Source organism: Sandarakinorhabdus sp., assembly GCF_041689835.1.
In the GTDB taxonomy this organism is placed as follows: Bacteria; Pseudomonadota; Alphaproteobacteria; order Sphingomonadales; family Sphingomonadaceae; genus Sandarakinorhabdus.
This window is the reverse complement of record NZ_JBDNFM010000026.1, coordinates 1-14,897: the sequence shown is the minus strand read 5'-3', so window position 1 is coordinate 14,897 and position 14,897 is coordinate 1. Positions and strand designations below refer to the sequence as shown.

Sequence of the window (14,897 nt, the reverse complement as noted above, 5' to 3'; positions counted from 1 at the left end):
CGGGGCGGCGTGTGGTTCATCTGCCGCAATCTTCTCATCACCATGCTGCTCGGCGGCTTCTGGCACGGTGCCAAATGGACCTTCCTGATCTGGGGCGCGCTGCACGGCGGTGTGCTGGCGATCGAGCGGCTGTGGCGCGAATGGCGGCCAGCCGGCTTCCCCGCGCTGCCCCAGCCCATCGCCATCCTGATCATCTTCCACATCGTCGTCGCCGGCTGGATTTTCTTCCGCGCCGACACGCTGGAGGGTGCGCTGGCCTATTTTGCCCAGCTTTGGGCCTTCCGCCCCGGACTGGCGCTGGCCAGCCCGCTGCTGTGCGGCTTGATCCTGTTCGGCCTCGCCATCCACTTCACCCCGCCGGCACTGCTGCCAGCGCTGGGCCGGCGTGTGGCGGCGTGGCCGGCGCCCGTGCTGGGGCTGGCGGTGGGCATCACCGTCCTGATCATCGACGCGATGCGGTTCGAAGGCGTTGCCGCCTTCATCTATTACCAGTTCTGACAGGAGGATGTGATGGCCGATCCCTTTGATTCGCCCGTTGACGTGGAGGCTGACGACGCCGGCCTGTCGGGCCTCGCTCAGATGGCGGCAGCACTGGTTTTTGCGCTGGTGACGCTGGCCGTGCTCAACGCCCATGCGTTTGCGGCTTGGGCCGACGCGCTGGAGCCCGGCACGCGCAGCGCCCGCATCGGTGCGGTCGCCGACGGCTTCGCCGATCGCACGGCGGCGGGCGGGCTGGATGTTCCGCGCGCCGCGCTCAATGCAGGGTGGAACAGGGTGAAGGCGGCGCGTTGGCCAAATCAGGACGCGCCAGAATAGGCCTCAGCGATAAAAATCATGGTCTTCCAGCCGTACCACCTTTGTGCGGCTGCGGAAGAAGCGATCCGGCTTGGCCCAGTTTGCGTGGAAGAACAGCGCGCCCTTCGACATGTCGCGGGCTTCGCCGGCCAGCACGGCGCGGGCCACCGCCACCGCTGCGGCCCACTGCGCTTTGCCGCGATCGGGATTATAGCGATTGAGGCGGAAAAACTGGCCGGGCTGGTTGGCCACGGCGCAAACATTGTCGGCAAAGCCGCGCTTCACCCGGTTGACCAGCACCTGCGCCACGGCGATCTGGCCAGCACGCGGCTGGTTGCCGGCTTCGTGGTGAATGACTTTGGCCACGCAATCGACATGGTGCTGGTTAAGACGAGGGTGTTCCGGTTCATCGGCCACCAGCGCCGTCTGGGCGGGGGCAACAGGCTGGACAGCAGCCTGGGCATCCGGAGTCTGGATATCGGGAGTTTGGGGATCGAGAGTCTGGGCAGCGACATGGCTCAAGGCCAGGCCCGAGGCCAACAACACGGCCGCGGCGGCGGCCTGCATCTGAAAACGAAGTTTAAGGTTCACATTCAATGCCGAAATTGCGCCCCTGCGGCAGTTGGTGGCCAAAAAACCACTCCACCAACGCGACAGACACGACGTATAGGATCGGCTGCAAACTTCAGCCGAGCCCTGCCAAAACAGAAAGGCGCCGATAAGGCAGCCGTTCATCTTCCGTCAAGTATTGGCGCGACGAGCCGCGCTGATGCGGCGACCAGTCGAAAGGATCAGCCGTCCAGCAGCGCCTTCAGCCTGTCGTTGACGATACCCGGCGCGGCCTTGCCGGCCATGGCGCGCATGACCTGACCTACGAAGAATCCGAATAATTTGTCCTTGCCGCCGCGATAATCGGTGGCCTTTTCGGGGTTGGCATCAAGCACGGCCTGAATGGCGGCGTCGATGGCACCGGTGTCGGAAACTTGGCGGAGGCTGCGTGCTTCGACGATATGGGCGGCACTGTCGCCAGTTTCGATCATGGCTTCGAACACCTGTTTCACCAAGGGGCCTGACAGCGTGCCATCTGCGGCCAGCGCCAGCAGTTCGGCCAGCGCATCTGGCGAGACCGGGCTGTCGCCGATATCCTTGCCCAGCTTCTTCAGGGCACCGAACAGATCTGTCGAAATGAAATTGGCGGCGCGGGCCGCAACGTCGGTTTGCGGCTGGCCAATGCGGGTAGCGGTGGCGGCCAGCGCGGTTTCGAACCAGTCGGCGGTTTGCTGTTCGGCCGACAGCACAGCCGCCAGATAGGGCGACAGGCCCAGCGTGCTTTCATAGCGGGCGCGCTTGGCGGCCGGCAATTCGGGCAGGCTCGCGCGGCAATCGGCGATGAACGCATCATCAAAAACCAGCGGCAGCAGATCGGGATCGGGGAAATAGCGGTAATCGTGCGCATCTTCCTTGCTGCGCATCGAACGGGTGGTGCCGCTGCCCGGATCGAACAGCCGGGTTTCCTGCACCACGGTGCCGCCGCTTTCGATCAGATCGACCTGGCGGCGGGCTTCATGTTCAACGGTCAACATGATGAAGCGCACGCTGTTGACGTTCTTGGTTTCGGTGCGGGTGCCGAACGGCTCGCCGGCGCGGCGCACCGATACATTCACATCGGCCCGCATCGAGCCTTCATCCATGTTGCCATCGCAGCTGCCGACATAGCGCAGCAACTGGCGCAGCCCCGCCACGTAGGCACCAGCTTCGGCCGGTGAGCGGATATCGGGCTTTGACACGATTTCCATCAGCGCGCAGCCGCAGCGATTGAGATCGACGTACGACATCGACGGGTGCAGATCGTGCACCGATTTGCCGGCATCCTGTTCCAGATGGATACGCTCGATCCCGATGGTCTTGCGAACACCGTCGTCCAGTTCGATCTCCAGATGGCCTTCGCCAACGATGGGATGATAAAGCTGGCTGATCTGATATCCCTGCGGGAGATCAGGGTAGAAATAATTCTTGCGATCAAAACGCGACCATTTGTTGATCTGCGCATCGATGGCGAGGCCTGTTCGCACGGCCTGGCGCACGCATTCGCCGTTGATCACCGGCAACATGCCCGGCATCGCGGCATCCACCAAACTCACCTGCGCGTTTGGTTCGGCGCCAAATTCGGTGCTGGCGCCTGAAAACAACTTGGCGTGTGCCGTCACTTGAGCATGCACTTCGAGGCCAACCACGATTTCCCAATCACCGGTGGTGCCCTTGACGATATACGTGTGGGCTTTGGGCGCAGCTTCAGACATGTCTGCCGCTATGGCCAGAGCAGTCTGGCTTTGCAAGCCCGCAGGTCGCTGCATCGATGGGCAACAGAAGCGATAACCGCATGGACAAAGCTGCTTGCGGGCTATAGCCGAATGGTGACCACTGGGTGTGGTTGGAGACGACCGAGCAGACAGTGCAGCGCCGCAGTGTTTGCCGGAGGGGGGCGAGCATGGCGGCCTTTCGGGGGAATTCGTGCAAGCTGGCACAGGCAATGACGTGATGACCGGGGCAACGCCAGCCTCGGCGCCAGCCTCGGCGCCAGCCCCGGCGCCAACCCCGGCAGCAGCGCCGGGCGGGCCGGGCGGCGCTGTGCGTTGGCCCGTCGCCGCGGCGATGCTGCTGCTGGCGTTGCTGCCGCTTGTCGCCGCCCCGGTGTTGCCTCTGATCGATTTCTACAACCACATCGGCCGCTTTCAGGTGCTTGCCACGCTGGCCGATAACCCGCTGTTTGCCGCCAATTATGCGCCAGCGTGGGCCGTCCTGCCGAATATCTTGCTGGACGTGATCGCAGTGGCCGCCTTGCAGATCGTGCCGCTGGCCGTGCTGCCGCACCTGTTGGCGGCGCTGATCCTGAGCGTGCTGTTTGGCGGCATCCTCGCGCTGAACCGCGCCATTACCGGGCAGGCGCGCTGGCCGGCGCTGCTGCTGGCGCTGCCGCTGCTTTACAGCTGGATCCTCAACTGGGGCTTCGCCGGCTTCTTGCTGGGGCTGGGCCTTGGGCTGCTGGGGGCAGCATGGTGGCTGGGTCAACGCGGTCGGCCGGTGCGGCGGCTGGGGCTGGCGCTGGTGCTGGCCGCGGCCATTTTCTTCTGCCACGCGCTGGCATTCGGTTTGTATGGCATCTTGATCGCCAGTCTCGAGGTTGGTCATTGGTGGCAGCAGCGGCCGCGCAAATTGGCTGTTCTGGCCGGCGGGCTGGCCCAATGTGCGGTGCAGGCTGCGGTGCCGGCGTTTTTGTTCCTGCAATCGCGCACTGCGGCTGCTGCAGACGGCGTGAGCAACGCCGACGAAAGCCTAGCGCGATTGCGGGCGCAGGGCTTGCTGATGGACCGGCTGGCCGAATTGGCGGTGCAGCGGGTGGAAACTATCATCCGTGTCGCCGAAGGCCCGTCGTATCCGGCCGACGCGCTGTGGCTGGCGCTGCTGCTGGGGCTGCTGGCGCTGGCATTCCGGCGCCGGGCGTTGCTTCTGTCGCCGATGGTGGCAGTGGCGGCGGCGGCGGCAATCATGCTGGTGCTGGTGATGCCGCCGGCGCTGTTTGGCAGCGGTTATGTGTCGGACCGGATGCCGCTGTTCCTGGCGCTGGTGCTGGTGGCCGGGATCATGCCGGGGCCGGGGCGGTTGCCGGTGCTGCTGCCCGGGCTGGCGGCGCTGGCCGGGGCGCGACTGTTGATGGTGGCCGTGCAATGGCATGGCACAGCGGCCGATCTCGCCGATTTCGATGCGGTAGTGCAGGCTTTGCCGCCGGGGCAGGTGGTCGCCGGCCTGCCGGTGCGCGCCACGCCCCACGAAGACATGCCGGGCCGCTGCGAAATGTATCCGCCGCTGCTGCTGGTGCGCCACGGCCATGCCACGCCGCTGTTTGCCATCCGCACCGCCCAGCCGCTGGCGCTGCGCGGCCGGCTGGCAGCAGCACACGATGAACTGGCAGCGCGGCCCCCCGGTCCAGGCGCCCGCAATCACTCGGAGCAACTGGTGGCCGCCTATGCTCGGGCGGGCTATCCCTATCTGCTGCTGTGCCAGGTGGCGGCGGATCGGCCGCTGCCGCAAACGCCCTATCCGATGGTTGCCCAGGCTGGCCGATTCCGCCTGCTGCGCCTCGCGCCGGAACAATAAGCCCATGGAACGCGGCATTTATGATCACATGGCGGCCCACGCCGGTTCCCACTGGTGGTATGTGGCGCGGCGCCGGGTGCTGGCCGACGTGATCGCCCGTCATGTGCCGCTGCCGCCATCGCCCCGTCTGCTCGAAATCGGCTGCGGCACAGGCCACAATCTTGGCATGCTGGGGCAGTTCGGCACGGTGGATGCCGTCGAGCTGGATGATGATGCTCGCGCGCTCGCTACCCGCGCGCTGGGCCGCGCCGTGCTGCCGGCGCGTCTGCCCGATCTGCCGCCACTGCCGGCGACAAGCTATGATCTCATCGCCCTGCTCGATGTGCTGGAACATGTGCCCGAAGATCGCGCCACACTGGCCGCCATTGCCGGCCGGCTGGCACCGGGGGGATCGCTGCTTGTCACCGTGCCGCAGCACCAATGGATGTGGAGCAGCCACGATGTCGCCAATCATCATGTCCGCCGCTATGATCATGCCAGCCTGGCGGCGGCCTTCGCCGGATCGGGGCTTAAGTTGCGGCTGCTCACCAGCTTCAACAGCCTGTTGTTTCCGCTGGCGGTGGCGCAGCGCCTGGCCTCGCGGTTGACCGGGCGTGAAGGGCGGCAGGACGATGATCTGTCACCGCCATTGAACGCGCTGTTCCGGACGATTTTCAGCCTGGAACGTCACCTGATTGGCCGGGTGCCGATGCCGCCGGGCCTGTCATTGCTGGCGCTGGCCTCTCGCCAGTAACCGAATTGGCCGGGCTGACCCCCAACCGCGCCGTCGGTCGGCCACTGCCTACCACTTCGGCGACGATATACAGCGGCCGGCGCTTGGCCTCGACATAGACCCGGCCCAGATATTCGCCGATCACACCCAGCACCAGCATCTGGGCAGCGCCGATGCCGATGATCAGCAGGCTGAGCGATGTCCAGCCTTCGACCGTGCCGCCGCGCAGCCATTGCGCCAGAATGTAGATGGCGACCAGCACCAACAGGCCGACCAGCCACAGGCCGGCGTGGCTGGCAAAGCGCAGCGGTTTGGTAGAAAAGCCGGTGATGGCATCGAACGCCAGGCTGAGCATCTTGATGAACGGATAGTTGGTCACCCCGGCCAGGCGCTGGGCGCGGGCATAGGGAAAAGGCACCTGCCGATAACCGATCCACGCCACCATGCCGCGCACGAAACGCGCCTGTTCGGGCATCGCCATCAGCACATCCAGCACCCGCCGGCTCATCAGCCGGAAGTCCCCAGTGTCGAGCGGGATGTTGATATCGGTCAGCCGATCGAGGATGCGATAGAACAGGCCGGCGGTGAGTTTTTTGGCAAGGCTTTCGCCGTTGCGGCTGGTGCGCAAGCCATAGACGACATCGGCCTGCTCGCGTTCCATCGTTTCCAGCATGGCGGGCAGCAGTTCCGGCGGGTCTTGCAGATCGGCGTCGATCACCAGGATCGTCTCGCCCCGGCACAGGTCCAGGCCAGCGGTAAGCGCCAGTTGATGGCCGTGATTGCGCGCAAGGTTCAGGCAAACGAGGTTGGGATCGGTGGCGGCCAATTGCTGCATGATCAGCCAGGTGCGATCGCGCGAACCATCGTTGATCAGCAGGATTTCGTGATCGTCGCCAAAATACCCGTGTGCCGCCGCTGCCACCCGCCGGTGCAATTCGGGCAGGCATGCTTCTTCGTTGTAGCACGGGATGACCACCGACAACTTGACCATGGCCCAACCCTTCACACGCTGTTTCAGCGGAACACAATGAACCGGTTGAGAATAAAGCCGAGCGGCGTCACCAATGCAACCCCGGCCAGCGTGGCGGCGAGCAGCCCGAGATGCGGCGCCGCAACCGTGGTGATGGCCATGAACAGGCCGCCGCAAACGATGTTGACGGCGACGAAGCGCAGCACCTGACTGCGCCAGCGTCCATGCGCCCGCGAGCGCGCGGCGCTGAACGTCCAGAAACGGTTGAGCAGGAAGCTTTGCGCGACGCCGGCAGCATAACCTAAGGCGCTGGCCAGCGGCACACCAGCCGGTTCCGCCAACAGCCTGATGATGAGGTAGCTGATCGTGGTGTTGGCCACGCCAACCAAGCCAAAGCGCAGAAATTGCGCCAGACCCGCCCGTGACGCAAGCTTGTCCATCACTTCACGCTCACGGGCGTGCGGTGAAGCCAGCCGCCCGTTCGATGGCGAGGCCGGCATCGAGCACGCCCATCTCGTCGAGCGGGCGGCCGATGATCTGCAGGCCCAGCGGCAGCCCGCTGGCGGACAGCCCGGCCGGCACACTCATCGCCGGCAGGCCCGCAAGGCTGGCCGGCACCGTGAAAACATCGTTGAGATACATGGCAAGCGGATCGGACTTGGCGTCGAAGGCAAAGGCCGGGCTCGGCGCCGTGGGGGTGAGCAGCACGTCGCAGCGCTCGAAAGCAGCTTCAAAATCGCGCGCGATCAGCGCCCGCACCTTCTGCGCCTGGGTGTAATAGGCATCGTAAAACCCGGCCGACAGCACATAGGTGCCGATCATGATGCGCCGCTTCACTTCCTTGCCGAACCCGGCTGCGCGGGTGGCAGCATACATGTCGTGGACGTTGCCGCCCGGCGGGGTGACACGGTTGCCATACCGCACGCCGTCATAGCGCGCGAGGTTGGACGAGGCTTCGGCCGGCGCCACGATGTAATAAGCGGGCAGCGCATATTTCGTGTGCGGCAACGAGACGGAGACGATTTCGGCGCCTTCCGCTTTCAGCCAGGCAATGCCCTGATCCCACAGCGCGGCGATTTCCGGATCCATGCCGTCAAGGCGATATTCGGCCGGAATGCCAACGCGCTTGCCCTGCATTGAACCGGTCAGGCCAGCGGCCCAGTCCGGCACCGCGATGTCGAGGCTGGTCGAATCCTTGGCATCAAATCCGCACATCGAGCTGAGCATCAGCGCGCAATCGGTGACGGTGCGCGCCATCGGCCCGGCCTGATCCAGACTGGAGGCAAAGGCGATGGTGCCCCAGCGGGAGGCGCGGCCATAGGTCGGCTTGATGCCGGCGATGCCCACAAACGCCGCCGGCTGGCGGATCGAGCCGCCGGTATCGGTGCCGGTTGCACCGGCGCACAGCCGCGCCGATACCGCCGCCGCAGAACCGCCCGACGAACCGCCCGGCACCAGTTCGGCATCGCTGCCCTTGGCTTTCCACGGGCTGATCACCCGGCCGTAGGCGCTGGTCTCGTTCGACGAGCCCATGGCAAATTCGTCCATGTTGAGCTTGCCAAGGAACACCGCGCCGTCGCGCAGCAGATTGGCCGTCACGCTCGATTCATACTGCGGCACGAAACCTTCAAGTATCCTTGAACCTGCCGTGGTCTGCACGCCCCGGGTGGCAAACAAATCCTTGATGCCGAGCGGAATGCCCGCCAGCGGCCCGCCGCGCGCACCGTCGTCCACCGCCTTGGCCTGCGCCAGCGCCATTTCGGGCGTTTCGGTGATGAAGGCGTTGAGGTGCCGGTTGGCCGCCATTGCATCGATGTGCGCCTGCGTCAGCTCAACGGCGCTGAACTGCCTGGCGGCCAAGCCAGCCTTCATCTGCGCGAGCGAAAGATCAGTGAGCGCCGACATCATTCGATCACCTTGGGCACGGCAAAAAATCCGCTGGCAGCGTCGGGGGCATTGGCGAGAACCTTCTCCTGGATGCCGCCATCGGTCACTTCGTCGGCGCGCCAGCGCAAATTGCCGGGCATGACGCTGGCCATCGGCTCGACACCCGTGGTGTCCACCTCGCCCAGTTGTTCTACCCAGCCAAGAATGCCGTTCAGCTGCTCGACAAGGCCGGGCACTTCATCGTCGGTCACGGCGATCCGCGCCAAAAGCGCGATCTTGCGTACGGTTTGGCTATCCACAGACATGGGCAAGGCGCTAGCAGGGCAGGGCCGGCGCAACAAGAGGGCGCACGCGCCTCAAGTCAATGCTGCGCGGGCCTGCCCCGCGATGTGCGCCAGCATCGCCGCGCTCACCATGCCGCCGTCGCGGGCGCGGGCGATGGAGGCTGCGATGCGTGCCACGCGGGTGGAATGGGCTTCCAGCCACAGCGCCAGCACCTGCACTGGGTTGCTGCCTTCGGGCACGATGTGGCGCAGCAGATCGAGGCGGATCTGCTCGAAATCCCTGACCAGCGCCGCTGTCAGCAACCGTTCCCACGGATCGGCCGGGTTCAAGGCCGCCGCTGCCCCGCGGGCCCAGTCCAGCCCGGCGACCTCCCCAAGCATTGTATAGGCTTGGGCCGTGGCCGCCACATTCAGCTGGCGTTCGGCCGCCAGCAGCGACACGCCCACGGCACCGTCCATCGCCTCGACATGCACGATGCTGCGCGCCAGATCTGCCGGCGCGCCGGCAGCCGCCAGCTGCGCCGCCGACCGTTCGAGCTGGCCGCGCACTTCAGCCTTCACCAGTTTTTCGATCGATCCCCCCAACGCTTTCAGGCCGGGCGCGATCGCAGCAACCAGCGCGCTGGCATTGCGGCCGCCGCCCAGCCGCACCAGATCGGCCATTTGGGCGCGCAGCACGCCTTGGGCCGCGAGGTGCAGCGCGTTGGCCGAGGTGACGGGCACGGCGGCAGTATCGATCGCCTGCCACATGCCGGCAAAACCAAATAATTGCCGCGCTGCCACAAAGGCCCGGGCGATATCGGCGATGCCGGCGCCCAATTCTTCGGCCAGTTCGAACGGCGCGGACAGGCCGGTGCGGTTGATCAGTTCATTGGCCAGCTTGGTCGCCACCAGTTCGCGGCGCAGCCGGTGATGCAGGATGGCATCGCGGTGCGCGGCCTGCATGGCGGTGGGGAAGGCAGCTATCAGATCGGCTTCCAGCAGCGGATCATCCACCACATCGCTGGTCACCAGCACATCGTATGCGGCCATCTTGGCATAGGCCATCACCACGGCCAGTTCTGGCCGGCTCAATCCCTCGCCAGCTTGGGCGCGCTGGCTCAGCACATCGTCGCCGGGCAGGCCTTCCACGCGGCGATCAAGGCCCACGCGGCCCTCCAGTGCCTGAATCAGCCGCTGGAACACCGGCACCGCTGCTGCCCCGCCTGTTTCAGCCAGGCTGATCGCCTGCGTCTGCAAGTGGTTGTCGCGCAGCACCAGTTCCGCAACATCGTCCGTCATCGACTTCAGCAGCGCATCGCGATCAGGGCGCGCCAGCCGGCCGGCAGCGACCTCGCCATTAAGCGCGATCTTGATGTTGACCTCGTGGTCCGAACAATCGACCCCGGCACTGTTATCGATGAAATCGGTGTTGATGCGGCCCCCGGCGCGCGCGAATTCGATGCGGGCGGCCTGGGTGAGGCCCAGATTGGCACCTTCGCCGATTGCCCGCGCCCGCAAATCGCGGGCGTCAACGCGCAGGGCATCATTGGCGCGGTCACCGGCGTCGGCGTTGCTTTCGGTGGATGCCTTCACATAGGTGCCGATACCGCCGAACCAGATCAGATCGACCTGCATCTTCAGGATCGCGCTGAGCAATTCGGTGGGCGCCATCACGTCCACGCTCACGCCCAGCATGGCCTGCACCTGGCGCGACAGCGGGATGGATTTCAGGCTGCGCGAAAACACGCCGCCGCCTTGGGAAATCAGCGCCTTGTCATAATCGTCCCAGCTCGAGCGCGGCAGCGCAAACATGCGCTGACGCTCGGCATAAGCCACCGCAATATCGGGCGCGGGATCAAGGAAGATGTGGCGGTGATCGAATGCCGCTGCCAGCGCCACCGCGCGAGACAACAAGAGCCCGTTGCCAAACACGTCGCCCGACATGTCGCCCACGCCGGCCACGCGCACCGTCTCGGTTTGCACATCGACGCCCAGCTCGCGGAAATGGCGCTGCACCGAAATCCACGCGCCGTTGGCGGTGATGCCCATCGCCTTGTGGTCATAGCCGTTGCCGCCGCCGCTGGCGAAGGCGTCCCCCAGCCAGAAGCCATGATTTTCGGCGATGGCATTGGCAGTGTCGGAGAAGGTGGCGGTGCCCTTGTCGGCGGCCACCACCAGATAGGGATCAGGCGCATCGTGGCACACCACGCCAGCCGGTGGCAGCACGGTGCCGGCCACGTCCAAATTGTCGGTGATGGACAGCAGCGCGCGAATATAGACGCGGTAGGCTTCGGTGCCTTCGGCCAGCCATGCATCACGGTTAGATGCCGGCGGCAGCTGCTTGGGATAGAAACCGCCCTTGGCGCCGGTGGGCACGATCACGGTGTTCTTGACCTTCTGCGCTTTCACCAGGCCCAGCACTTCGGTGCGGAAATCGTCACGCCGGTCAGACCAGCGCAAGCCGCCGCGAGCGATCGGGCCGCCGCGCAAATGAATGCCTTCCACGCGCGGCGAATACACCCAGATTTCGCGATAGGGGACCGGCGGCGGCAGGCCCGGCACGGCGCTGGAATCAAGCTTGAAGGCCATCGCCTCCGGCCCGCCCGGCACATAGAAATTGGTGCGCAGCGTGGCCAGCATGACAGCGCGGTACAGGCGCAGAATGCGATCATCGTCGATGCTGGCAACATCGGCGAGGCCGGCATCGATGCGGGCCAGCACCTGGTCCTGCGCCGCATCGCGGTCGGCCAAGGAGTCAGCTGTGGTCTCGGCGCGGTGCGCCGCTGGGGGGCCAAAGCGGGCGGCAAACAGCGTCACCAGCTCCCGCGTGATCGCCGGGTAGCGCTTCAACGCGTCCACCACCGTCATCACGCCATAGGTGGCACCGGTTTGGCGGAGGTAACGGAACCAGGCGCGCAGCAGGGCGGCTTCTTGCGCTTCCAGCCCGCAGCTGAGGATCAGCGCGTTGAAACCATCATTTTCCTGGGCGCCCGTCAGCACGTCGGTCAAGGCCGGGGCAACGCGGGCGGCCAGCCCGTCCAGATCGGCCAGCAGCACCGGATCGGGCACTTCGGCGAGGAAATCATGCACCCAGCCCAATTGGCCGCCGGCCAGATCGAAAGGATATTCCTCGATCACACGCAGGCCGAAATTCTCCAGCACCGGCACCGCTTCGGAAAGCGGGATGATGCGGCCCAGGCGATAGATTTTCAGCCGCAGTTGGCCAGGCACGGGGCCCGCCACATCGCCGGCCATCAGCCGCACGCTGCGTTGGTTTTCGTCCGACAGTTCGGCCAGCGCCATAATGTCGGCGGCGGCTTCGGCCGGCTGGTGCTGGGCGCGATAGCTGGGCGAAAACGCCCGGCCGTGGCTGCGAGCCAGACGCGCTGCGCGGGTTGGTGTCGTCAATTCGGCCAGCGCGGCTTCCAGATCCTCTTCCCAACCGCGCACCAGCTGGCGCAGGCGGCGATCAAGCGCGGCTTCCTGATCGGCGGTAAAGCTGGCAGCATCGGCCACATCCACCACATAATGCACGCGGGCCAGGCCCTCCTCGCGCAGCTCCACCTCATAGCGCGCGATGCTGCCCTTCAGTTCCTGGGCCAGCATCTGCCCGGCGGCTTCGCGCAGGCGGCTGGTGTAAACATCACGCGGCACATAAACGAGCGCGGAAACAAAGCGGCCAAACGGATCAGGCCGGGCAAACAGCTTGGGCCGCGGCCGATCAAGTAGTGACAACAGCCCCAGCGCCATCGCTTTCAATTGATCGGGACTGGCCTCGAACAACTCCATGCGCGGGAAGCTTTCCAGCACATGCACCAGCGCCTTGGCACTGTGGCCCCCGTCGCCAAAGCCGAGCGCGTCGATGATCTCGCCCACCTTGCGGCGCAGCAACGGCACCTGGCGCGGCGAGGTGCCCAGCGCGGCGGACGTGTACATCCCCAAAAAGCGCGTTTCCGAAACCACCCGGCCCTGCCGGTCAAAGCCCTTTACCGCCACCAGATCACCGTTCACGCGGCGATGCACCGTGACCACGGCGCCGGCGCGGGTGATCAGCAAGGGTTCCGGGCTGGCCAGCAGCGCCTTCAGCGCGCGCGGCGTATCGGCGGGGCCGCGCGTGCCGGTCCACACCGGGTAATCCGGATCGGCAAGCAGGCCGAGGCCGCCATCGCTGGCCACTTCCATCGCCGGATCATCCAGATCGCCTTCGATGCGGTAGTGTCGGGCACCGAGCAGGGTGAAATTGTCTGCCGCCAGCCATTCCAGAAAGGCGATGGCTTCGGCCGTGCGGTGGGGTGCAAGCGGCGGCGGATTGTCTGACAGCGCCCGAACGCTAACGCGTAGCAGGGCCAGCATCGCCTGCCAATCGGTTACGGCGGCGCGCACATCGGCCAGCACCTGCGCCAGGCTGGCCTCCAGCGCGGCGCGGGTCTTGGTCCCAACCTGCTCGATCTCCATGTAAATCATCGATTCGCGGGTGTGGCCGGGCAACGGCGCAGCGTTCTTGCCGGGGCCAAATACCTCCAGCAGCCGGCCATCGTCATCGCGGCGCACGTCCACGATCGGGTGCAGCAGGCGGTGGATGTCCACCCCGGCCGCCGTGACGGCAGCTGCCGTGGAATCAACCAGAAACGGCCGATCCTCGCCGATGATCGCCAGACGCAGGCGGCGGGCGCCGTCGTCGGACAGCGGATCGATATGGATCACCGGCTGATCAATGCCGCGCTGGGCAGCCGCGTCGGCCATGAAGCTGGCCACGGCGGCGCGCCCGGCGTCGTCCAGCCCTTCGATTTCGCCGGGCAAGGCGCGGGCAAACAGGCAGCCGGCCAGGGCCAGTGATTGGGGGGTATGCACAGGCGCAGCAGTGGTGCTGGGCCGAATTTGTTCAGTCACGCCGATCGCTCCCGCGGCACCTTTGCGCCAGCTTATGCGCCGCGCTGTCACGAAAGAAAAGTGTGATTCGCCGCTCACTCTGATATCTTTGTGCGACCAAACACATTGGCGCGGCTCGTCGCGTCAGTCCGTCTCGGGAACGGGTCGGCCAATGGCGGCAGCCGTTTCACCTCGGCAAACGCGCTGGCCAGCTCGGCACGCAGGCGGCGCGCGGCGCTTTTCGACAGCACTTCGCGCCAGCTCAGCACGATCTGCACCGGCGCGGCGGGATCACCGCCTTCCGGCAGCGGCAACGCCAAACCGCGCACCAGCATCTGCGCGCCCATCGGATCGTTCACGCTGGCTTCAAACGGAATAGGCATCGGCTGCAACGCCACCAGCTCGCAGGCCGCCTCCAGTTCCTCCGACAGGCCGGGATCGCGCAGCAGCGCCAACCCGGCCACCAAGCCAAAGCGCGCTGAAACCGGCCCGCCCACGCTTTCGATGATGGCGCGGCCGGCTGGATCGCGCACCACGACGCTATGATCGAAAAACGGCGAGAGTGCAGCGGCGATGCTGTTGTCGGGCGCGCCCTGCCAGGCGGCCAGCGCTCGGTTGGTCAGCCGCCGCTCCACCTCCATGCTGCGCGGCACCTGGTCTTCCCTCAGCGGCCCCGGCCGGACCCATGTCGGCATGATATCGCCATCATCGTGCACGCTCGGCGCGCTCAGCGGAAACACGGTGGCTGGGGTTGAATCGCTCATGCCCGGATAACGGCCGGTTCACGCCTGAATTGAACCAGCCGCCGCTCGGCCGTTCAAGCCACTCAGGCCGCCTTCCCCCTTGCCAGCCCCCCCAACCGCTGATAAATGCCCCGCTTCACCGAGACGCCGCTTTAGCTCAGCCGGTAGAGCACCGCATTCGTAATGCGGGGGTCACAGGTTCGAGTCCTGTAAGCGGCACCAGCCTCCCAGAGGCATTTCCCTAGGAAAAACAAAAGTTTCCTGTCAGAGGTCTTTGGCCTTGGAAGTTCCAACGTGGCTGCTCAAAGGGCGTAACTTCAGCCCAGCCCAAAGACTGAGCCAACGAGCGTTAGCTTTGGCTCTGGAAATCAAGAGTTTATCGCGCCCCTAGACAGCGCAAAACCAATGTTGCTGGCCAAGGTTCGCAAACTCGTTGCCTGTGCTGCGGCTAGGCCCAGTTTGGGTTGCGGATGGGGCCCGGCCTGCTCCACCCTGTTTGT

General features: G+C 65.6%; 11 protein-coding genes, 1 tRNA gene and 1 pseudogene. 5 read left to right on the top strand and 8 right to left on the bottom strand.

The genetic code is table 11. The features are described 5' to 3' along the window. Positions 1-498 (top strand): annotated as a pseudogene (locus ACESL8_RS01250) (MBOAT family protein); the annotation flags it as partial. 12 nt (positions 499-510) lie between these two features. Continuing rightward, complete coding sequence (locus ACESL8_RS01245; protein ID WP_372915083.1) at positions 511-816, top strand: hypothetical protein; 306 nt, start codon at positions 511-513, stop codon at positions 814-816. A 3-nt stretch (positions 817-819) separates the two neighbouring features. Here the strand turns inward: ACESL8_RS01245 and ACESL8_RS01240 are convergent, their stop codons facing one another. After that, the gene (locus ACESL8_RS01240; protein ID WP_372915081.1) at positions 820-1,386 is read right to left on the bottom strand and encodes a cell wall hydrolase; all 567 of its coding nucleotides are present in this window, start codon (positions 1,384-1,386) and stop codon (positions 820-822) included. Between the two features lie 200 nt (positions 1,387-1,586). Then, entirely contained in the window at positions 1,587-3,095 is a 1,509-nt protein-coding gene (gatB, locus tag ACESL8_RS01235) for an Asp-tRNA(Asn)/Glu-tRNA(Gln) amidotransferase subunit GatB (RefSeq protein WP_372915079.1), read from the bottom strand. A 211-nt stretch (positions 3,096-3,306) separates the two neighbouring features. Here gatB and ACESL8_RS01230 point away from each other — a divergent pair, with 211 nt between their 5' ends. After that, the gene (locus ACESL8_RS01230; RefSeq protein ID WP_372915077.1) at positions 3,307-4,950 is read left to right on the top strand and encodes a hypothetical protein; all 1,644 of its coding nucleotides are present in this window, start codon (positions 3,307-3,309) and stop codon (positions 4,948-4,950) included. A 4-nt stretch (positions 4,951-4,954) separates the two neighbouring features. Further along, the gene (locus tag ACESL8_RS01225; protein ID WP_372915075.1) at positions 4,955-5,683 is read left to right on the top strand and encodes a class I SAM-dependent methyltransferase; all 729 of its coding nucleotides are present in this window, start codon (positions 4,955-4,957) and stop codon (positions 5,681-5,683) included. On the opposite strand, the gene ACESL8_RS01220 is transcribed toward ACESL8_RS01225, so the two are convergent. The 6 genes from ACESL8_RS01220 to ACESL8_RS01195 all read right to left on the bottom strand — a co-directional run bounded on the left by ACESL8_RS01220 (position 5,604) and on the right by ACESL8_RS01195 (position 14,418). Continuing rightward, complete coding sequence (locus tag ACESL8_RS01220) at positions 5,604-6,653, bottom strand: glycosyltransferase family 2 protein (protein WP_372915073.1); 1,050 nt, start codon at positions 6,651-6,653, stop codon at positions 5,604-5,606. The genes ACESL8_RS01225 and ACESL8_RS01220 overlap by 80 nt on opposite strands. A 23-nt stretch (positions 6,654-6,676) precedes the next feature. Beyond that, positions 6,677-7,072 (bottom strand): GtrA family protein, encoded by a 396-nt coding sequence (locus ACESL8_RS01215; protein ID WP_372915071.1) that lies wholly within the window; start codon positions 7,070-7,072, stop codon positions 6,677-6,679. A gap of 10 nt (positions 7,073-7,082) precedes the next feature. Continuing rightward, entirely contained in the window at positions 7,083-8,537 is a 1,455-nt protein-coding gene (gene gatA / locus ACESL8_RS01210; protein ID WP_372915069.1) for an Asp-tRNA(Asn)/Glu-tRNA(Gln) amidotransferase subunit GatA, read from the bottom strand. Further along, positions 8,537-8,824, bottom strand: a complete 288-nt coding sequence (gatC, locus tag ACESL8_RS01205; protein ID WP_372915067.1) for an Asp-tRNA(Asn)/Glu-tRNA(Gln) amidotransferase subunit GatC — start codon at positions 8,822-8,824, stop codon at positions 8,537-8,539. Before gatC ends, gatA begins: the two co-directional genes overlap by 1 nt. 51 nt (positions 8,825-8,875) lie before the next feature. Continuing rightward, entirely contained in the window at positions 8,876-13,675 is a 4,800-nt protein-coding gene (locus ACESL8_RS01200) for an NAD-glutamate dehydrogenase (RefSeq protein ID WP_372915065.1), read from the bottom strand. Between the two features lie 74 nt (positions 13,676-13,749). Beyond that, positions 13,750-14,418 (bottom strand): hypothetical protein, encoded by a 669-nt coding sequence (locus ACESL8_RS01195; RefSeq protein ID WP_372915063.1) that lies wholly within the window; start codon positions 14,416-14,418, stop codon positions 13,750-13,752. 125 nt (positions 14,419-14,543) lie between these two features. Between ACESL8_RS01195 and ACESL8_RS01190 the strand changes: the two genes are divergently transcribed. Beyond that, a tRNA-Thr gene (locus ACESL8_RS01190) sits at positions 14,544-14,619 on the top strand. Positions 14,620-14,897 lie beyond the last annotated feature (278 nt).

What these genes read in the sequence shown, in the direction of transcription:
- ACESL8_RS01245 (WP_372915083.1), top strand. Translation starts at nt 511, where the DNA reads ATGGCCGATCCCTTTGATTCGCCCGTTGACGTGGAGGCTGACGACGCC.
- gatB (WP_372915079.1), bottom strand. Translation starts at nt 3,095, where the DNA reads ATGTCTGAAGCTGCGCCCAAAGCCCACACGTATATCGTCAAGGGCACC.
- ACESL8_RS01225 (WP_372915075.1), top strand. Translation starts at nt 4,955, where the DNA reads ATGGAACGCGGCATTTATGATCACATGGCGGCCCACGCCGGTTCCCAC.
- ACESL8_RS01220 (WP_372915073.1), bottom strand. Translation starts at nt 6,653, where the DNA reads ATGGTCAAGTTGTCGGTGGTCATCCCGTGCTACAACGAAGAAGCATGC.
- ACESL8_RS01215 (WP_372915071.1), bottom strand. Translation starts at nt 7,072, where the DNA reads ATGGACAAGCTTGCGTCACGGGCGGGTCTGGCGCAATTTCTGCGCTTT.
- gatA (WP_372915069.1), bottom strand. Translation starts at nt 8,537, where the DNA reads ATGTCGGCGCTCACTGATCTTTCGCTCGCGCAGATGAAGGCTGGCTTG.
- gatC (WP_372915067.1), bottom strand. Translation starts at nt 8,824, where the DNA reads ATGTCTGTGGATAGCCAAACCGTACGCAAGATCGCGCTTTTGGCGCGG.
- ACESL8_RS01195 (WP_372915063.1), bottom strand. Translation starts at nt 14,418, where the DNA reads ATGAGCGATTCAACCCCAGCCACCGTGTTTCCGCTGAGCGCGCCGAGC.